This is a genomic window from Streptococcus sp. SCPM-O-B-15277 (M60), assembly GCF_058200335.1.
On sequence record NZ_JBYQGR010000006.1, the window covers coordinates 39,706 to 58,566 of the forward strand.

At 40.1% G+C, this 18,861-nt stretch carries 18 protein-coding genes and 1 tRNA gene; 5 read left to right on the forward strand and 14 right to left on the reverse strand.

Translation table 11 applies throughout. The annotated features are described in order from the left end of the window. Positions 1–89 precede the first annotated feature (89 nt). Positions 90–545, forward strand: a complete 456-nt coding sequence (locus AC3E9F_RS07775; RefSeq protein WP_004253915.1) for a DUF1836 domain-containing protein — start codon at positions 90–92, stop codon at positions 543–545. Then, positions 535–1,182: a PAQR family membrane homeostasis protein TrhA gene (gene trhA, locus AC3E9F_RS07780; protein ID WP_247913004.1), complete on the forward strand. Its 648-nt coding sequence runs from the start codon at positions 535–537 to the stop codon at positions 1,180–1,182. The genes AC3E9F_RS07775 and trhA overlap by 11 nt, the downstream gene beginning before the upstream one ends. A gap of 33 nt (positions 1,183–1,215) precedes the next feature. On the opposite strand, the gene pdxT is transcribed toward trhA, so the two are convergent. From pdxT to AC3E9F_RS07810, 6 genes are all read right to left on the reverse strand, one after another. After that, complete coding sequence (gene pdxT, locus AC3E9F_RS07785) at positions 1,216–1,788, reverse strand: pyridoxal 5'-phosphate synthase glutaminase subunit PdxT (RefSeq protein WP_490672982.1); 573 nt, start codon at positions 1,786–1,788, stop codon at positions 1,216–1,218. Continuing rightward, a complete protein-coding gene (gene pdxS / locus AC3E9F_RS07790; protein ID WP_006153788.1) occupies positions 1,789–2,664 on the reverse strand; it encodes a pyridoxal 5'-phosphate synthase lyase subunit PdxS in 876 nt (291 codons plus the stop codon). Between the two features lie 137 nt (positions 2,665–2,801). Next, a complete protein-coding gene (locus AC3E9F_RS07795; protein WP_263393385.1) occupies positions 2,802–3,434 on the reverse strand; it encodes a Pr6Pr family membrane protein in 633 nt (210 codons plus the stop codon). Between the two features lie 2 nt (positions 3,435–3,436). Then, on the reverse strand, positions 3,437–3,775 hold the full coding sequence (locus AC3E9F_RS07800; protein ID WP_263393384.1) for a zinc ribbon domain-containing protein YjdM: 339 nt from the start codon (positions 3,773–3,775) through the stop codon (positions 3,437–3,439). A 138-nt stretch (positions 3,776–3,913) separates the two neighbouring features. Further along, positions 3,914–4,585, reverse strand: coding sequence for a (d)CMP kinase (gene cmk / locus AC3E9F_RS07805; RefSeq protein WP_214261676.1), 672 nt, complete (start codon positions 4,583–4,585; stop codon positions 3,914–3,916). Positions 4,586–4,593: 8 nt separating this feature from the next. Beyond that, positions 4,594–5,085, reverse strand: a complete 492-nt coding sequence (locus AC3E9F_RS07810) for an SAG1386/EF1546 family surface-associated protein (protein WP_214261675.1) — start codon at positions 5,083–5,085, stop codon at positions 4,594–4,596. Between the two features lie 45 nt (positions 5,086–5,130). Here AC3E9F_RS07810 and AC3E9F_RS07815 point away from each other — a divergent pair, with 45 nt between their 5' ends. Continuing rightward, entirely contained in the window at positions 5,131–5,334 is a 204-nt protein-coding gene (locus AC3E9F_RS07815; RefSeq protein WP_263393383.1) for a ferredoxin, read from the forward strand. 251 nt (positions 5,335–5,585) lie between these two features. Here AC3E9F_RS07815 and galE read toward each other — a convergent pair whose 3' ends face one another. The 5 genes from galE to AC3E9F_RS07840 all read right to left on the reverse strand — a co-directional run bounded on the left by galE (position 5,586) and on the right by AC3E9F_RS07840 (position 11,722). Next, on the reverse strand, positions 5,586–6,605 hold the full coding sequence (gene galE / locus AC3E9F_RS07820; protein WP_214261673.1) for a UDP-glucose 4-epimerase GalE: 1,020 nt from the start codon (positions 6,603–6,605) through the stop codon (positions 5,586–5,588). Between the two features lie 106 nt (positions 6,606–6,711). Then, positions 6,712–7,806, reverse strand: coding sequence for an NAD(P)/FAD-dependent oxidoreductase (locus tag AC3E9F_RS07825; RefSeq protein ID WP_263393382.1), 1,095 nt, complete (start codon positions 7,804–7,806; stop codon positions 6,712–6,714). A 16-nt stretch (positions 7,807–7,822) separates the two neighbouring features. Next, on the reverse strand, positions 7,823–8,620 hold the full coding sequence (locus AC3E9F_RS07830) for a Nif3-like dinuclear metal center hexameric protein (protein WP_490672983.1): 798 nt from the start codon (positions 8,618–8,620) through the stop codon (positions 7,823–7,825). Then, positions 8,607–9,284, reverse strand: a complete 678-nt coding sequence (locus tag AC3E9F_RS07835) for a tRNA (adenine(22)-N(1))-methyltransferase (RefSeq protein WP_263393380.1) — start codon at positions 9,282–9,284, stop codon at positions 8,607–8,609. The genes AC3E9F_RS07830 and AC3E9F_RS07835 overlap by 14 nt, the downstream gene beginning before the upstream one ends. Before the next feature lie 101 nt (positions 9,285–9,385). Further along, positions 9,386–11,722 (reverse strand): cation-translocating P-type ATPase, encoded by a 2,337-nt coding sequence (locus tag AC3E9F_RS07840; protein WP_263393379.1) that lies wholly within the window; start codon positions 11,720–11,722, stop codon positions 9,386–9,388. Between the two features lie 131 nt (positions 11,723–11,853). On the opposite strand from AC3E9F_RS07840, the gene AC3E9F_RS07845 reads away from it, so the two are divergent. Continuing rightward, positions 11,854–12,603: a lysophospholipid acyltransferase family protein gene (locus tag AC3E9F_RS07845; RefSeq protein WP_317852495.1), complete on the forward strand. Its 750-nt coding sequence runs from the start codon at positions 11,854–11,856 to the stop codon at positions 12,601–12,603. 106 nt (positions 12,604–12,709) lie between these two features. After that, a tRNA-Thr gene (locus AC3E9F_RS07850) sits at positions 12,710–12,782 on the forward strand. Positions 12,783–13,090: 308 nt separating this feature from the next. On the opposite strand, the gene pyk is transcribed toward AC3E9F_RS07850, so the two are convergent. From pyk to AC3E9F_RS07865, 3 genes are all read right to left on the reverse strand, one after another. Further along, positions 13,091–14,596, reverse strand: a complete 1,506-nt coding sequence (gene pyk / locus AC3E9F_RS07855) for a pyruvate kinase (protein WP_263393377.1) — start codon at positions 14,594–14,596, stop codon at positions 13,091–13,093. A gap of 64 nt (positions 14,597–14,660) precedes the next feature. Continuing rightward, a complete protein-coding gene (pfkA, locus tag AC3E9F_RS07860) occupies positions 14,661–15,668 on the reverse strand; it encodes a 6-phosphofructokinase (RefSeq protein WP_263393376.1) in 1,008 nt (335 codons plus the stop codon). An 81-nt stretch (positions 15,669–15,749) separates the two neighbouring features. Continuing rightward, on the reverse strand, positions 15,750–18,851 hold the full coding sequence (locus AC3E9F_RS07865; protein WP_263393375.1) for a DNA polymerase III subunit alpha: 3,102 nt from the start codon (positions 18,849–18,851) through the stop codon (positions 15,750–15,752). Between the last annotated feature and the right edge of the window lie 10 nt (positions 18,852–18,861).

Genomic DNA, 18,861 nt, shown 5'->3' on the forward strand with positions numbered 1-18,861 from the left:
TATTTCTTTCTACAAGCACTTGAAACTTGACTTATTATTTCTAATATTTTATAATCTAGTTATTAAAACTAGATAAAAAGGAGTTGAAAATGAATACCACTTTTTCCTATCCAAAATGGGAAGAAATTCCAAGTATCAATCTCTATCTGGACCAGGTTCTGCTCTATGTCAATCAAATCTGTCCTCCTGCTTCTCCTGACAAGGAGAAAGGTTTGACAGCATCCATGGTGAACAACTATGTCAAACACGGTTATATCAGTAAACCAGAAAAGAAAAAATACCAACGCAAACAAATCGCACGATTGATTGCTATTACCACTCTCAAGTCTGTTTTTTCTATCCAAGAAATTGCTCAAACCCTTAATACCCTACACACAGACACTAATTCAGAAGAACTTTACAATGCTTTTGTGGACTATATGAATGAAGATATTGATCCAGCTAATCCCATTATCCAGGCAAGCTGCCAAACGGTCAAACTCTATCATCAAACACTTGCACTAGTCTATACAGAAACCGAAGAGGAGGAAACAAATGAATACTAGTTTCAAACTTAGTAAACGACTTAGTTTTGGAGAAGAAATTGCCAACAGTGTCACCCATGCTGTTGGAGCCTTTATCATGCTGATTTTACTTCCTATCTCTTCCACTTACAGCTATGAGGCACATGGTTTATTATCGTCTATCGGTGTTTCCATCTTCGTGATCAGCCTCTTTCTCATGTTCTTATCATCAACAATTTATCATTCTATGGCTTATGGTTCAACTCATAAGTACGTGCTTCGTATCATCGACCATTCTATGATTTATGTTGCGATTGCAGGTTCTTATACCCCGGTGGTTTTAACCCTGATGAATAATTGGTTTGGTTATCTCATTATTGCTATCCAATGGGGGACAACTATTTTCGGTATTCTTTATAAAATCTTTGCCAAGAAGGTCAATGAAAAATTCAGTCTCATCCTATACCTCATCATGGGATGGCTTGTATTGGCTATCTTACCAGCAATCATCAGTCAGACAAGTCCAATGTTTTGGAGTCTTATGGTATCAGGTGGCCTTTGCTATACAGTTGGCGCTGGATTCTACGCTAAAAAGAAACCATACTTCCATATGATTTGGCATCTCTTTATCCTAGCAGCCTCTGCTCTCCAATATATTGCTATTGTTTATTACATGTAAAAAAGAAGTTGGGAAAAATCCCAACCTCTTTTTTTATTTACACATATTCATAAAGTACTGATGCAGGCGAAGATCATTTGTCAATTCAGGATGAAAGGAGGTTACCAGCATATTCTTTTCTTGTGCCGCAACGATTTGATTGTTCACAATCGCTAGAACATCAACACTGTCACCAACACTACTGATAATCGGGCCACGGATAAAGGTCATTGGAATTTTACCAACGCCCTTGCAGTCAGCTTCTGTATAAAAGCTTCCTAACTGACGTCCATAGGCATTGCGCTCTACTACTATGTCCATGGTCGCTAGATGGCTTTCCTCTTGAGAAGTGATTTGTTTTGCTAGCAAAATTAAACCCGCACAAGTTCCAAAGACTGGTAAACCATTGAGAATAGCCTCTCTTAGAGGAATGAGCATCTGCTGATCTCGCAACAGTTTCCCCATGGCCGTTGACTCACCTCCTGGCAAGATCAATCCTGATAGCTCACTTCTATGTTGCTGAAAATCTTCTAGGTTTCGCAGTTCAATACTTTCAACTCCTAGTTGATCAAGCATTTTCTCGTGTTCTGCAAAGGCACCTTGCAAGGCCAAGATTCCAATTTTCATCTATTTTCCTCGCTCAGCCATGAGAATTTGGATTTCATTCTCATTGATACCAACCATGGCTTCTCCCAAGTCTTCCGAGATTTGAGCCAGAATTTGAGGATTCTGATAGTTTGTAACTGCCTTAACAATTGCTGCGGCACGTTTAACAGGATCACCTGATTTGAAAATCCCTGAGCCAACAAAGACGCCTTCTGCACCAAGCTGCATCATAAGAGCAGCATCCGCTGGTGTTGCAACACCTCCAGCTGCAAAGTTAACAACTGGCAATTTCCCATGTTCGTGGACATATTGAACTAATTCTACCGGAACTTGGAGTTCTTTTGCAGCAACATATAACTCGTCCTCCCGGAGGTTTTGAATGCGACGGATTTCTTGATTCATCATACGCATATGACGAACCGCCTGAACGATGTCTCCTGTTCCTGGTTCCCCTTTTGTACGGATCATAGAAGCTCCTTCAGCGATACGGCGCAAGGCTTCTCCTAGGTCTTTAGCACCACAAACAAAAGGAACTTGAAATTCTTTCTTGTCCACATGGAAACGATCGTCAGCTGGAGATAGAACTTCGCTCTCATCGATATAGTCAATCTCGATGGCTTCTAAGATCTGTGCTTCAACAAAATGACCAATTCGAACCTTCGCCATAACAGGGATGCTAACAGCTTCTTGGATTTCCTTAATCATCTTTGGATCACTCATGCGAGATACACCACCCGCTGCACGAATATCAGCCGGGATTCGCTCCAAAGCCATTACCGCTGCTGCACCTGCAGCCTCTGCAATTCTTGCTTGCTCAGGATTTTGAACATCCATGATAACGCCGCCCTTGAGCATCTGTGCCAAATTCTTATTTAGTTCATAACGATTTTCAGTCATTTCTTCTTCCTCAATTGTTTTATTGGTAGCTACACTTTTATTGTAAAATAGAAATGACTACATCACAAGATTAAAAAAGTTCATTTGTCCGGGTACAATTGTCACAAACAAAAATAGTACCCCTATAGGGTACTATTTTATTTCTTTGATTTTTTAATGCTTTTCACAAGATAAAAGAGATATCCTGAAACCATGTAGGCAACAAAGATAGTGGCTGCCCATTTAAAGACAAAGCCCCAACCATGTTTGGTAGCATTCAAAAAGAAATAAGGGAAGGGACTATCCTTAGCATTAGGGACATCCATCTTTAGAACAAAACCGTTTAAGAGGGCAAAAATCATATAAAGCAAAGGAAGGCTAGTCCAAAGCATGGGATCAACCAACTTATATTGGCGACTCTTGTCAAAAATAATTGTATCTGCTAAAAACCAGAGAGGGACAATATAATGGCAAAGGAAATTTTCCAAACGGTAAAAATCTGTCGTCAAAGGAGCTAGCATGAAATGATAGATGACACAAGTAATCATAATACTCATAGTGACGCCACCTTTGAGACGTAGAATACCAGAACTCTGCCAACTATCACCGCCACTACGCATCTTTATCAAAAGATATCCTATAAAGAGTACAACCAAAAGGTTAGAAAGGACTGTATAGTAGAGTAACATCCCTAAACCACCACGCTTGGTGATCTCCAAGTATACACCGGTAAAGGCTACTATGAATAAAAAGATACGACTATAAAATATTACTTTTTCATTTTTAATCATGATTAAATCTTCTTCACAAATTCTGATTTAAGTTTCATAGCGCCAAAACCATCAATCTTACAGTCAATGTTGTGGTCACCTTCAACAATACGGATGTTTTTCACACGAGTTCCTTGTTTGAGGTCTTTAGGAGCACCTTTGACCTTAAGGTCCTTGATCAAAGTCACTGTATCTCCATCAGCTAGTTTGTTTCCATTAGCATCGATGGCAACAATGCCTTCTTCTGCTTCTGCTTGCTCAGCAGGATTCCACTCGTAAGCACATTCTGGACAAACTAGAAGTGCGCCATCTTCATATACATATTCTGAATTACATTTTGGGCAATTTGGTAAATGATTCATGTTATCTCCTTAAAAAATTTATGATTATTTGAATGTCAAATTTTCTTTAACAGCAACTATTATACCTTAAAACAGACTATTTGACAAATCATGATAAAAAACGATTAACCAAAAATTGGTTAATCGTTTTAAAGTTTCTTATAAACGTTTTTGAGCTTCTGATTTGATTTTTTCAACAACTTCTAGAATAGAAAGACCTGTTGTATCCAAATAGATTGCATCTTCAGCTTGTTTAAGGGGCGAAGTTTCACGATGACTATCTTTATAATCACGCGCAGCAATCTCTTCTTTCAAAGTTTCCAAATCGGTTTCAATTCCCTTTGAAAGATTTTCCTTGTAACGACGCTCTGCACGCTCATCTACAGATGCTACTAGAAAAATCTTCAATTCAGCCTGAGGCAAGACCACAGTACCAATATCGCGCCCATCCATAACAATACCACCTTGTTTAGCAATCTCTTGCTGGAGGGCAACCAGTTTCTCTCGAACAGCTGGAATAGCGGCAAAGGCAGAAACAGCGTTTGTTACTTCATTTTCTCGGATTGGATTTGTCACCTCAACATCTCCAACGAAAACAAGCTGCTCTCCATTTTCAGCACGTCCAAAGCTAATTGGATATTGCTCCAATAATTCAAGGAGTTGAGAAGGTTCTTCTGGACTTATTTGGTTTTTCAAGGCCATATAAGTCGCAGCGCGATACATAGCGCCCGTATCCAGATAAGTATAGCCAAAGTCCTTAGCAATGATCTTTGCTACTGTACTTTTACCACTTGAAGCTGGTCCATCAATAGCAATCTGAATTGTTTTCATTGTCACTCCTATCTTGTCTTAAGGACATCACCAGGATTTGCAAACCAAGTTCCTGAAGACATATGACCAGGATTCAAGGCTTCCAGTTGAGCAATAGAGATTCCAGCACGAGCTGCAATCGCTGCTTCACCCTCTCCTGGTAAAACTGTGATTGTTCCTTCAGAGTCAGTATGTGCCTCTGTATGCTCTTGTTGGTTTGTTTCTGCTTCAGTTGTCTCTGTTGACTGAGTAGTAGTAGCCACTGTTGTAACTTCTTCTACTTTTGGAGCTGAAGAATCATAAAAATCTTTCAGAGCTGAAGTGCGGTCGCTTCCACCTGATGATAAGTAGACTAAGACAACTACCATACCAACAACAATGACAAAGAAAAGAATAGCTAAAACAGTTAAAATACGATTCGCAACGACACCTGATCCTTTTTTGTTTCGTTGACGACGCTCTGATCTTGATTCCTCTTCTTGATTTTCATAAATATCTTCTTGCCACGGTTCCTTTTCCATACCTTACTCCTTGAGTTTTTTTTAGTTTCTTATTACAATATAAATATGAAGATTAGACTTATACCTGAACGCTGCATCGCTTGTGGGCTCTGCCAAACTTATTCAGATTTATTTGACTACCATGATAATGGTATTGTCCGTTTTTACGATGAATCTGAGCAATTAGAGCGAGAAATTACTTGCAAGGACGACATTTTAGAAGCCGTTAAAAATTGCCCTACTCGTGCTCTGATTATAGATGAATCTTAACATTTAGTGGAACATAGATTTCTATTTTCTACTCTCTCTAGTTTAGCATATTTTTCTAGAAAATTATAGTCTTTTGCTAGCTATTTTTATACAATTTCACTTTTATTTGTTCCAGCATTTCAATAATAAATAAACCGTTCTTTTAAGACATTTTTCTATCACTTAAGCACTAATCAATTTTTTTATTTCAACCACATATAAAGTTATAAAAAAAGAGGAATTACTTCCTCTTTTTTTGTTTAATCAAACGATTAGTCTTCAAATCCATTTGGATGCTTACTTTGCCAACGCCATGCATCCTCACACATTTCTGTAATACCAAGTCCTGCTTCCCATCCGAGCTCTTCCTTAGCTTTTGCTGGGTCTGAGTAACAAGCTGCGATATCACCAGGGCGACGTTCAACGATACGGTAAGGAATCGGGCGTCCAACAGCTTTTTCCATATTTTGAATAATTTCAAGAACAGAGTAGCCTTTCCCAGTACCAAGGTTATAAACATTGAGTCCTGAGCCTTTTTGAAGCTTCTTAAGGGCTGCAACGTGTCCTTTGGCTAAGTCAACAACGTGGATATAGTCACGAACACCTGTTCCATCTTCTGTATCATAGTCATCACCGAAGACTTGTACTTGTTCTAACTTACCAACTGCGACTTGTGTTACATACGGTAGAAGGTTGTTTGGAATGCCGTTTGGATTTTCTCCTAGGTCTCCACTCTCATGCGCTCCAATTGGGTTGAAGTAACGAAGCAAAACAACGTTCCACTCTGAATCTGCTTTATAGATATCTGTCAAGATTTCTTCCAGCATAAGCTTGGTACGGCCATAAGGGTTGGTAGCTGAAAGTGGGAAATCTTCTAGGATTGGAACAGTATGTGGATCTCCATACACCGTTGCTGAAGAGCTGAAGATAATATTTTTGCAGTTATTTTCTTCCATTGCTTTTAAAAGGCTAACTGTACCGGCAATATTGTTATCATAGTAGGCAAGAGGGATACGAGTGGACTCACCAACTGCCTTCAAACCAGCAAAATGGATCACACCTGTTGGTTCTTCATGTTTGAAAATATCGCGAAGTGTATCCGTATCTCGGATATCAGCTTCGTAGAAAGGAATTTCTACTCCTGTGATTCTTTCCACTACTTCTAGGCTTTTACGGCTACTGTTAACCAAATTATCTACCACAACAACCTGATGTCCAGCTTGGACCAGTTCAATGACAGTGTGAGTTCCGATAAAACCTGCTCCACCTGTTACCAAAATCTTTTCTTGCATCTTATTTCCTCTATTCTTGAATTATTTTTTTCATTTTACCATTTTTGATAGGGAAAGTCATTTGCTATCCTAACCCTATCGTAAAAACTAGGTAAAAAGTTTACGATTATTTCTTTTTAATATATCTTTCAGTCGGATAATCCGCTGGATCCAATACTCCACTTCTCCCTTGAAGCATTTGAGCCAGATGATAACCGATAATAGGACCAGTTGTGAGTCCTGATGACCCTAGACCGCTGGCTGCATAAACACCTTCCAATCCTGGCACCTGTCCAAAAAACGGAGAGAAGTCACTAGTGTAGGCACGAATTCCCACGCGTTCGCCACTAATCATTGCATCTTTTAAACTTGGATAAAATGGACTTGCTTCTTCAGCCATTTGATGGAGCAACCTTTCATCAACTTCTAGGTCAAATCCCATGTCATTTTCATGTGTAGCACCTAAGGACAATTTCCCACCAGCAAAAGGAATCAAATCCCATTCTCCCTCAGGCATAACGACGGGATAAGATGCCATGTCTAAATCAACCTGATAATCCCGGAGTTGTCCTTTTTGTGGGCGAACATCAACTTCATAACCTAAGGGCTCTAATAAATGACCGAGCCAAGCACCAGTTGACAAGATAACTTTGTCAAAAATTTGATTGTCTATCTGATAACCCAATACTAGAGGTCTTAAACTAACCTTTTTCTTTATAACCTTAACCTGACTGGCTTCAAGTAAGCGACTGACTAACAGTTGCCCATCCACTCGAGCTCCACCAGAAGCATAGAGCAATCTCTCAAATCCCTCTATACCTGGAAATAAGTTACTTGCAGTCGCTTGGTCTAAGATGGCTAATTCTCCAATTAAGGGAGATTCATCTCTACGTTGCAGAGCCAGTTGATAGAGTTCCTCTAGTTTGGAGTCGTCTTTTTTAAGGAGAAAGACCCCGGATTGCTGATAAAAATCAACTTTTTGACCGATTCTCTCTAAGTCAGCTAATAAATCCACATAGAAATCTGCTCCCAAGCGCGCCATCTTGTACCAGGCTTTATTGCGACGTTTGGAAAACCAGGGACTGATAATTCCTGCTGCTGCCTTGGTCGCCTGGCCATGTCCATGGTCAAAGACAGTTACTTCCATATCAGATTCTTTGGAGAGATAGTAGGCAGCTGTCGCCCCTACAATTCCTGCCCCTACAATGGCAACCTTTCTCATTTTCTTTACCTTCTATCTAGATATGATGAAATGGATTTGTGGATGCTTGACTTGCGATAACCTCTAGCGACCAAGCGTTCTCTTTCTTCCATTCGTTCAGAAGCGTTGCAATTTTTTCAATAAAGAGCACCTCAATATAATGCCCAGGATCCAGAGCCAACAAGCCGTCTGATAGCATGTCCTGAGCTGTGTGGTAGTAGATATCACCAGTAATATAGACATCAGCACCTTTAGCTAAGGCATCAGGATAGAAAGATTGCCCACTACCACCACAAATAGCAACCCTTGAAATTTGCTTTCTTAAATCGCTATCTTGATAATAGACCATTCGTAAACTATCGAGAGCAAAGACTTCTTTGACAACCTTAGCAAATTCTTCAAAAGTTTGAGATTGGATGTTACCAATGCGTCCAATCCCTCGTTCAGGACCTGTTTCCTGCAAATAAGTTGTATCCTCAATACCTAGCATCTGGCAGAACCAGTCATTAAGACCATTCTCAACAATATCAATATTAGTATGACTAACGTAGACTGCTATATCATGCTTGATGAGATCGATATAAATCTGATTTTGAGGTCGATCGGCTACCAAGTCCTTGATTGGGCGGAAAATTGGCGCGTGCTTAACGATAATCAAATCAACATCATTTTCAATAGCTTCAGCCACTGTTTCTTCACGAATATCAAGGGCAACCATAACTTTTTGGATATCCTTGTCCAAAGTTCCAATCTGCAGACCACGATTTTCACCCTCCATAGAAAATTTTTGGGGACAAAAAATTTCATAACGTTTAATCACTTCACTTGCTTGCATGGAGCACCTCCTTGATAGCTTGAATTTTATCTACTAGAACTTGACGTTCCTCCTGATTTTTTTCTGGAATTTGGCCTAGGGCAAACTCGAGCTTAGAAGCTTCTTTTTGCCATTTCTGAACAAATACTGGACTGACTTCTTTGGATAAGAAAGGACCAAAACGGGTGTCTCTTGCTGACAAGTTCATTTGTCCCGCTTCCACTACTAGAATCTCATAAAATTTGCCAGCTTCTTCTAGGATGCTTTCTGCGATAATTTGAAAACCGTGGTCTTGTAGCCAACTACGCAAGTCGTCCTCACGATTATTGGGTTGGAGAATCAAACGCTCAACATGAGCTAGTTTGTCAAATCCCTCTTCTAAAATAGAAGCGATCAAACGACCACCCATTCCTGCAATAGTGATAACAGAGACCTGATCACTTTCTTCGAAAGCTGCCAAGCCATTAGCCAAGCGAACCTGGATTTTATCAGACAATCCGTGACTTTCAACGTTTTTTACCGCAGATTGGTAGGGACCTACTACAACTTCACCTGCAATGGCACGCTCGATGTGACCTTTTTCAACTAATTCAATCGGTAGATAAGCATGGTCACTCCCCACATCTAGCAAAACGGCTCCTTGTGGTACAAAGGAAGCTACCGTTTCTAATCTCTTTGAAATCATATTCTCTCACTTTCAAAAACTCTATTTCCCTTTATTATACCATATTTTATCTAGCAATCCTGCACCTAAAAAAGACTGCAACCATCGATTGCAGTCTTTCTTTATTTTCTCATTTGATAACGACTTGTCAGGATGAAAATCACAATAAAAATGAACATCATGACGACATAGACAGGTAGCGTTTGTGCCGTAAGGGTTGAAATTTCAAGCAGTTTTTGAATTCTTGGAAATAGAGCTGTTCCAAGGAAGCCCCCAACTGACCAAACAATCAAGAGAACCCGCCAAAGGGTAAATGGCAAGCAAGCTCTCACTACAGACATGAAACCAATTGATGCCAATAGATAATACAAAAGTGTCGAAATTTCAATGGCTGTCCAGCCTTGAATGGTTCCAAAAATTTTAATAAACAAAACGCTAAAGACTACCATCAAGGCGCTTGGTAAAGCACGAAGCATGGATTTTCTGAGGAAGTTATGTTCTACAGGTTTGATATTTCTCTCAAAAGTCAATACAAACGGTGGGAATCCTTCCACAAACTGGTCAATCATGGTAATCTGAATAGGAATGAATGGGAAAATCAAAATCCATTCAGTACGACCCAACAAAGCACTGGCAATACAGATGACTGCTAGCAAGAAGGAATAGATGGTCTTGATCAAGAAAATCGGAGCAATGTGGGCAATGTTATTGACCACACGACGACCTTCAAAGAGAATCTCAGGAACATCATTGAAATCTGAATTCAAGAGGACCAGATTTGCAATCTGACGAGTCGCTGGGTCTCCTTCAGCCATCACAATGGAACAATCTGCCTCACGGAGAGCTAGAATATCATTGACACCATCCCCTGTCATTGCAGTGGTATGACCTGCTTTTTTCAGAGTTTGGATAATCAGTTTCTTTTGATGAGGGGAAACACGTCCGAAAATAGCTGTTTCCTCAGTCATGGCTATCAATTCTTCATCGGTAATCTTCGAGCAATCTACATAGCTGTGATAGTCTGCAAAACCTGCTTTTTGAGCGATACTTGAAACAGTGACTGGATTATCACCAGAGATAATTTTCAATCCCACTTCTTGAGAACGAAGATAGTCTAAAGTTTCAGCAGCCCCTTCTCGGATTGGATCTAGAATCTCAAGTAGAGCCAAGGCTTGAATATCAGATGGCTTATGCGGTTTTTGATGGTCAAGTTTTTCTTGACTGAGGGCCAGAACCAGAACACGAGATCCTCGTTCAAGAGCTTCTCTAGCTTCAGGAACTTCAACCTCTAACAACATTTCAGGTGCTCCTAGGAAAACAGTTCCAAGACCTTCCAATTCCATTGCTCCCCATTTTCGATCACTAGAAAATGGAAGACTTGAAATCATCGGATAAGCTACCTCTCCCACAAAACGCGTTCGGATAGCTTGAGCTGTTGGATTTTTATCCCCACTGTGTGCCATATAACTAGTTAGTATTTTGGCAATGGCATCCTTATCGTAAGTTTGAGTAAGAGGAAGGACAGTCTCAAGCTGCATCTTCCCTTGAGTGATGGTCCCTGTCTTATCCAGACAGAGCATATCCACGCGCGCCAAGGTTTCAACAGAATACATTTCTTGTACTAAAACCTTCTTCAAACCAAGCTTGATAACAGCGGTTAAGAGAGAGGTGATAGTCAAGAGCGCAATTCCTTTAGGCAACATCCCCAAAAGAGCTGTAGATGAATTGACTACAGAAGATTTCAGTGGCAAACCTTTTAAGACCAAGGCTTCAAGCAAGAGAGCAATTCCAAAAGGAATAATGATTTTCCCAGTAAAGCCAGCTAGTTGGTCTAGCGATTTCATGATACGTGAGTTGATTGGCTTCACCGTTTTGGCTTCAAGCATGAGCTTAGCTGCGTAGTTGTCCGCCCCCACATGTTTGACCTTGGCAAAGACGGAACCACTGACAAGAAAGCTACCTGACATCATTAAGTCTTCAACTTCCTTTTGAACCAAGTCACTTTCACCCGTTAGCATGGCTTCGTTGACTTCGGCAAAACCTTCTAAGACAATGGCATCACTTGGGATCTGATCTCCTGCTGATAAACGAATCACATCGTCTAAAACAAGTTCTTCGGGATCCAAAGCTATCTCTTGTCCATCACGAATTGTCGTAATCTTTTCTATATTCAAGAGGTTGAGTTTGTCAACCATATGTTTCGCACGTAGCTCAGTCACAATTCCTGAAAAAGCATTAAAACAGATAACTGCAAAGAAAACTAGGTTGCTCCAAGCTTGAACAAAGGCGAGAGCTAGGGCAATGGCAAAATTTAAAGCATTAAATAAAGTAAAGACATTTCTCTTCACTATCTGCCAGGTACTGGTACTAGCTGAAGCTTTGAAATCATTGACCTGTCCCTGTTTCTGACGATCTTTAACTTCTGATTGGCTTAAGCCCATAATTTTATTTTTATCCATAAATTCTATCATATCATTTTTTTGTGAATAATTCTAATTTCAAATAAAGAGCTTTTCAGCCTTTACAAAAAACATTTGCCTGTCCTACTATGATAAGGTATAATAAAAGAAAGAAAACTGAAGGAGACACCATGTTTTATACTTATCTACGTGGGTTGGTTATGTTGATTCTATGGTCAATCAATGGAAATGCTCACTTTCACAATACTGATAAAATTCCAAGTATGGATGAGAATTATATCCTTGTTGCCCCTCATCGTACTTGGTGGGACCCCGTCTACATGGCTTTTGCAACCAAACCAAAACAATTTGTTTTTATGGCAAAAAAAGAACTCTTTGCAAATCGTATCTTTGGGTGGTGGATTCGTATGTGCGGTGCCTTCCCTATCGATCGTGAAAATCCAAGTTCTTCTGCCATCAAATATCCAATCAATGTCCTTAAAAAGAGCAATCGCTCACTGATTATGTTCCCAAGTGGTAGTCGCCATTCCAACGATGTTAAGGGTGGTGTTGCTCTGATTGCGAAAATGGCTAAGGTTCGTATTGTGCCAGTTACTTATACTGGACCTATGACTCTAAAAGGACTCATCAGCCGCGAGCGAATTGATATGAATTTTGGAAATCCTATTGATATCTCAGACATTAAAAAGATGAATGATGAGGGAATTGAGATGGTTGCAGATCGCATCCAATCTGAGTTTCAACGCCTGGATGAGGAAACAAAAGAGTGGCACAACAATAAAAAACCAAACCCACTGTGGTGGCTCATCCGTATCCCGGCCTTGATCCTCGCAATTGTAATCGGAATTCTGACAATCCTCTTTACCTTTGTTGCAAGTTTTGTTTGGAATCCAGATAAAAAGAGAGAGCAATTACAATAATCGAATCTCCACAAGCTCAAGTTTCTTACTTGGGCTTTTCCAATGAGTTAAGCTACTAATTAGCATATTGACAAAAGCTTCAATCTATAGTATACTTTCAAAGTAAGCTGATTTAGCTCAGTAGGCAGAGCGCATCCATGGTAAGGATGAGGTCGCCGGTTCGATCCCGGCAATTAGCATCATTCATCAGTTCCTATTTAAGGAGCTGTTTTTTTCTTGACAAAGTATTGGTCTCTATAGTAAAATAAAGGCTGCGATGAGTCGATATGTAGCGAAAGCTACAATTGCGCAAAGGAGGTCATAACGCAGGAGCGGACCTTGAGAAATTGTGTGAACCAGTTTCTCTCATGGAGATGCCTCTCACACTCTCTGGTTTTCCAGAGAGTTTTTTCTTGTCCTAAACGAATGGGGTTCTGGACCTTATGAAACAAAAAAAGACCTATCACACAAGCTGGAAAGCTTGATATGATAGGTTTTTAATGTCAGATTAACGTACTGTGCGGATACGCATTGTGTTAGTACGAACTGCTTCTCCAAGTGGCACACCTGCAACGATAACGATGTCGTCACCAGATTGTACAAGGCCTGCTTCAACTGCTTTACGTTCAGCAATTTCAAACATGTCATCAGTTGATGATGGAGCTTCTGTCAACATTGGGATAACACCCCAGTTCAACATCAAACCACGTTCTGTCAATTCGTCAAATGTCAATGCCAAGATGTCAGCATTTGGACGGTATTTAGAGATCAAACGTGCTGTATGACCAGTCTTAGTCAACGTTACAACCAATTTAATATCCATTGAGTTTGTAGCGTCTTTAACTGCTGAAGCCATAACTTCTGTTTTAGAGTTACGTTCAAATGAATCTGAGTTCAAACGTCCGTATTCATTAAGAAGAGTTTGAGCGTTCTTGTCGATTGTTGCCATTGTACGGACAGACTCAAGTGGGTATTTACCGTTTGCTGACTCACCTGAAAGCATAGTCGCGTCAGTTCCGTCGATAACAGCGTTAAATACGTCTGATACTTCTGAACGAGTTGCACGTGGTTTTTCAGTCATTGTTTCAAGCATGTTTGTTGCAGTGATAACAACTTTACCAGCAGCATTCACTTTTGTGATGATCATTTTTTGGTAAACTGGAACCATTTCGAATGGTACTTCGATACCCATGTCACCACGAGCGATCATGATACCGTCAGCAGCTTCAATGATTTCATCCAAGTTATCGATACCTTGTTGGTTTTCGATTTTAGCGAACAATTGAACGTGACCGTTACCAGTTTCTTCACAGATTGCACGAACTTCGTTCACGTCTTTAGCAGTACGTACGAATGAGATCGCGATGAAGTTGATACCTTGTTCAAGACCAAAACGAATATCATCGTTATCGCGTTCAGCAAGGGCTGGGAAAGGAATTTTAGTGTTAGGGATGTTAACACCTTTTTGTTTAGCAATGATACCATCGTTTTCAACTTTAACAACAAATTCACGGTTAGCAGCATCTTTTTCAACAACGCGAAGACCAAGCTTACCATCATCAACCAATACTTGATGACCAACTTCAACATCATCAAAAATATCAAGTGCACCAGCTACGTTCAATGCAATGACATCACGAGTTGATTTGATACCTTGTTTAGTTGCAACACGGATTGTTTCACCAGTTTTGTATGAATATTCTTTAGCTTCACCTTCAAACAATTCAGTACGAATTTCTGGTCCCTTTGTATCAAGAAGGAAACCAACTTTTTTACCTGCAAGTTTTTCAGCAAGTTTTACAGTTGCCATACGTTCACCTTGTTCTTGGTGGTCACCGTGTGAGAAGTTGAAACGGAAAGTGTTAGCTCCTGCTTCAATCAATTGAGCAATGTTTTTTGCTGATGCTTCAACATCAAGCTTTTCACCCCAATATCCGTCTTCACCGAATTTTTTACCACCGCGGATTTCAACCGCAGGACCTAAAGTTGCAACGATTTTTACACGTTTGTTCATGATTATGAAACTCCTTTATTTTTTAGACCTTTTAGGTCTGATTAACTAAGTTAATGAAAGTAAATTAGGACAAGCTCTTATTCAATTTGGCTAGTTCTAAGTCAGCCTTGTGAGGATTGTTGACAACAATCTTACCGTCAGCTGTTAGGCTAAACAAAGCTCCCTCTTCTGCTGTACCAAGAATTGGATTTTCAACCATTTTTTCGTTTCGGATACCCACAGCGACACCACCGATTCCTTGCTTAAGGAGTTTAACAGCGTGTGCACCCATGCGTGAAGCCAATACACGGTCACGAGCAGTTGGTGAGCCACCACGTTGGATATGACCAAGTTCGGTTACACGAAGGTCGCTTGTATCTCCAGCTTCTTTTAGTTTTTGACCAAATTCAGCCGCTGACATAACACCTTCTGCTAAAACGATAATGTTGTGTTTTTTACCGTGTTCATATCCAGCTTTGATACTTGCTACGATGTCTTCCATCTTGAAGCCTTCTTCAGGAATGATGATTTCGTCAGCACCTGTTGCGATACCTGCCCAAAGAGCAATATCACCAGCGTTACGTCCCATTACTTCAACAACAAAAGTACGACGGTGACTTGATGATGTATCACGAATCTTATCGATTGCATCCATAGCAGTTGTTACTGCAGTATCAAATCCGATTGTAAAGTCAGTACCTACGATATCGTTATCGATTGTTCCAGGAAGTCCAATAGCAGGGAATCCATGCTCAGTCAAGCGCATAGCTCCATGATAAGAACCATCACCACCAATAACTACGACACCTTCGATACCGTGTTTTTTCAATTGCTCAATCCCTTTAAGTTGACCTTCGAGTTTCGCAAACTCAGGGTAACGAGCAGAGTGAAGGAAAGTACCACCACGTGAAATGATGTCTCCTACTGAAGCAGCATCAAGTGGATAAATTTCACCAGCAACCATACCAGCATATCCATCATAGATACCAAAAACTTCCATTCCTTCTGAGATTGCTTGACGAACAACTGCACGAATGGCAGCATTCATACCGGGGGCGTCCCCACCACTAGTCAAAACAGCAATACGTTTCATTTGGTTTTGCTCCTTTTTCTTTTAACATTCTAACTGATTATACCATATTTAAAGTTAAAATTCTTTTATTTTCATTGATTTTTAACGATAAATCGTTTTCATGACAATTTGTTTTAAAGATTCTTGTAAGCTCGTATCTTTTGTAACCATATAACCAGGCAAAAGAACATTTTTTTGTTCATTTTCATATCGAATGACAACAGGGATTTGTCCCTTATATTGTTCTAAAATATGATAAATTTCAGAGTCGTGATCATGATTGGCAACTTGAATCCAAAAACGTTCACTCACTGCCTCTTTTAGATTATTCAAAACTAATTGAAGACGTCCGTCCCTAGCCTGAACTTTTCCGTTTAGATAATAGAAACTACCTTCGTGTAAGAGATTTTTAAATTGGCGATACTGATTCGAAAAAACAGTAACCTCCAGATTTGTTTTACTATCACTGACTTTCAAAAAGGCCATGTTTTCACCTTTTTTAGTTCGGATCACACGAATGGATTGTATCTCAACGAGCACTGTAGCTGTCTGACCTTCGGAAAGTTCAGATAGACTCACAATTGGATACAAAGGATTCTTTGCTAGGGATATCAATGGGTGTTGGCTGATTCCAACTCCTAACCATTCCTGCTCTTTTTGAAATTTCTCAATATTTGAAAAATCCTCTGTATCTGTCCAACTATAGCTAGAATCTGCAAAGAGGCTACCTAACTCTTCTACAAAGATAAATAGAGTTAGTAGGTTGGTTAAGATTTTTTGACGATTTTTCTCAAAGTTATCAAACAAACCAACTTCTACCAGAGGATTTAATAAACTCTCCTTTTGATAATTTTTGGGCAATCGGGTGATAAAATCTTCAACACTAGAAAATGGACGATTCTCTATAATCCAATAGGCAAAATCACGAGGCATTCCCTTAATGCTCTTAAGACCTAAATGAATTGTCTTATCTGCTAACTTATCTTGAAATGGAATCGTATTGATAGAAAGCGGGGCTAATTCAAAGCCCATTTCAAGCGCATCGAAAATATAATCTCCACTCGCATAGTTCAACATCACTTGGTAGAAAATTGATGGGTAATGTGTTTTGAAATAAGCAAGCTGAAAAGCTAAAGCTGCATAAGCATAAGCATGCGAACGGTTAAAACCATAACCAGCAAATTTCTCCATGACAGCAAAGACTTCTTGAGCCTGTTCTTTTCCATACCCTTTTTCGAGTGCACCTTGGATAAAACTCTCCTCCATCCGATGCATCTCTGCAGCATTCTTTTTCCCCATGGCACGACGCAAAATATCGGCTTTCCCAAGGCTAAAGCCAGCATAACGCTGAGCTACCTGCATCACCTGTTCTTGATAAAGCATGATACCATAAGTTGGGGCTAAGATATCTTCTAAGACTGGGTCAAGAACTGTCACTTTTTCTTTGCCGTGTTTTCTGGCTACAAAGTTATCGATATAATCGCTCGCACCTGGTCGGTTCAAGGAGGTCGTCGCCACTACTTCTTCAAAATTTTGTGGCTTCACTCGTTTCAATAAGCGTATAGCTCCAGGCTGCTCAAACTGAAAGATCCCCTTGGTCTTACCAGCTGCGAAGAGGGCTAAGGTTGCCTTATCCTCAAGATCAATATCCTCAATTTTTAGTGAAATCCCTTGAGTTTCAAATAAGAGCTCTTGCATTTTTTGAGCAAAGGTTAAGTTGCGTAGACCCAAGAAATCCATCTTGAGCAGGCCATTTCCTTCAACGCCATGAGCATCATACTGGGTAATGAGCATATCTTCCCCATACTTGAGAGGAATGTAATCTGTTAGATTTTTGTCACTAATAACGACTCCAGCAGCATGGATAGAAGTTTGTCGTGGATAGCCTTCTATCTTTTTAGCAATAGAGAAGGCCTTTTGGTACTCAATCTTACTTTGAATGAGTTGTCTAAAACCTAGATTCCCTTCATAGGCTGTCGTTAGAGTATCTTTAGAACCTATTTTTTTTGTAATAGCTGTCAACTCATACTCAGGCACGCCATAACGTTTGAAGACATCTCGGATGGCTTGCTTGGCTCCAAAGGTCGAGTAAGTGACAATCTGCGCAGCATGGATACTACCATAACGATCACGAACATAGCGAATAAACTCTGGACGATAGATATCTGGAATATCAATATCGATATCTGGCATGGTGTAGCGTTCACGATTCAAGAAGCGTTCAAAGATAAGATTCTTAGCTACAGGATCAATTCCAGTGATATCTAGGGCGTAGGCTACTAAACTTCCAACTGCGGATCCGCGTCCCATCCCCATATAATAACCTTGAGAACGGCCAAAACGTAAGAGATCCCAAACAACCAAGAAATAGTCATCGAATCCCATATCATGAATCACAGACAGTTCTTCTTCTAAACGAACCTGATAAACCTGATTCCATAATCCTTTCTGTTCCAAGCCCTTGATAGCTCTTTCCCGAAGTTCTTCAACAGCAGGTCTCTCTGGATTGAAACGTGGAAGCTTGAGACTACTATCAATCTCGTAGGAAGTATCCTTGACCAATCTTTCAAGATTATCCAGTGCGATTGGGAACTTCTCTAGAAAAACCTGTTCAAGACGTTCTGCAGGCAAAAACAAGCCCTGTTGAGATTGAACATCAACCTCTCTCAAGGTCACGTTCTCTTTAATCGCTTTAAGCATCTGGAGAGCTTCTAAATCCTCAGATTCGAAAGAGTTAACACGATAAAGAGGGAGAATGGGGTGAGAAACATTCAATTGAGGTGTATCTGGATACACTCCGATATAGTAGTCATGCCCTAAGTCCAAGGAATCAACTTCAGGATAGTAAGGAACAATGACACAAATATCTTCAAGATAGGAAGAGAAATCAGCCCATTCTTTTTTACCTGTCATCTTTAAAGACGACAGCTTCATCAGGTTTCGATAACCATGGTTTGAGAGGGCTAGAAAACGTAGATTGAGCACTTCTTCTTTATGATAAACTGTCATCTCAAGACCCAGTAAAGGCTGGATCCCCTGTTTTTGGCACTCTTTGATGAAATAATAGGCTCCATAGAGATTGTCTTCATCCATGATTCCAAGCGATGAATAGCCATATTCCTTCCCAAGGCTGACATATCTCTTGATTGAAACCATACTCTCCATGAAACTATAGACAGTTTTCGTATCCAGTTGGGCAATCATTCTTTCTCAC

What these genes read in the sequence shown, in the direction of transcription:
- AC3E9F_RS07830 (WP_490672983.1), bottom strand. Translation starts at nt 8,620, where the DNA reads ATGCAAGCAAGTGAAGTGATTAAACGTTATGAAATTTTTTGTCCCCAA.
- AC3E9F_RS07815 (WP_263393383.1), top strand. Translation starts at nt 5,131, where the DNA reads ATGAAGATTAGACTTATACCTGAACGCTGCATCGCTTGTGGGCTCTGC.
- AC3E9F_RS07845 (WP_317852495.1), top strand. Translation starts at nt 11,854, where the DNA reads ATGTTTTATACTTATCTACGTGGGTTGGTTATGTTGATTCTATGGTCA.
- AC3E9F_RS07800 (WP_263393384.1), bottom strand. Translation starts at nt 3,775, where the DNA reads ATGAATCATTTACCAAATTGCCCAAAATGTAATTCAGAATATGTATAT.
- AC3E9F_RS07795 (WP_263393385.1), bottom strand. Translation starts at nt 3,434, where the DNA reads ATGATTAAAAATGAAAAAGTAATATTTTATAGTCGTATCTTTTTATTC.
- pyk (WP_263393377.1), bottom strand. Translation starts at nt 14,596, where the DNA reads ATGAACAAACGTGTAAAAATCGTTGCAACTTTAGGTCCTGCGGTTGAA.
- trhA (WP_247913004.1), top strand. Translation starts at nt 535, where the DNA reads ATGAATACTAGTTTCAAACTTAGTAAACGACTTAGTTTTGGAGAAGAA.
- AC3E9F_RS07865 (WP_263393375.1), bottom strand. Translation starts at nt 18,851, where the DNA reads ATGATTGCCCAACTGGATACGAAAACTGTCTATAGTTTCATGGAGAGT.
- AC3E9F_RS07835 (WP_263393380.1), bottom strand. Translation starts at nt 9,284, where the DNA reads ATGATTTCAAAGAGATTAGAAACGGTAGCTTCCTTTGTACCACAAGGA.
- galE (WP_214261673.1), bottom strand. Translation starts at nt 6,605, where the DNA reads ATGCAAGAAAAGATTTTGGTAACAGGTGGAGCAGGTTTTATCGGAACT.
- cmk (WP_214261676.1), bottom strand. Translation starts at nt 4,585, where the DNA reads ATGAAAACAATTCAGATTGCTATTGATGGACCAGCTTCAAGTGGTAAA.
- pdxS (WP_006153788.1), bottom strand. Translation starts at nt 2,664, where the DNA reads ATGACTGAAAATCGTTATGAACTAAATAAGAATTTGGCACAGATGCTC.
- AC3E9F_RS07775 (WP_004253915.1), top strand. Translation starts at nt 90, where the DNA reads ATGAATACCACTTTTTCCTATCCAAAATGGGAAGAAATTCCAAGTATC.
- pdxT (WP_490672982.1), bottom strand. Translation starts at nt 1,788, where the DNA reads ATGAAAATTGGAATCTTGGCCTTGCAAGGTGCCTTTGCAGAACACGAG.
- AC3E9F_RS07825 (WP_263393382.1), bottom strand. Translation starts at nt 7,806, where the DNA reads ATGAGAAAGGTTGCCATTGTAGGGGCAGGAATTGTAGGGGCGACAGCT.
- pfkA (WP_263393376.1), bottom strand. Translation starts at nt 15,668, where the DNA reads ATGAAACGTATTGCTGTTTTGACTAGTGGTGGGGACGCCCCCGGTATG.
- AC3E9F_RS07840 (WP_263393379.1), bottom strand. Translation starts at nt 11,722, where the DNA reads ATGGATAAAAATAAAATTATGGGCTTAAGCCAATCAGAAGTTAAAGAT.
- AC3E9F_RS07810 (WP_214261675.1), bottom strand. Translation starts at nt 5,085, where the DNA reads ATGGAAAAGGAACCGTGGCAAGAAGATATTTATGAAAATCAAGAAGAG.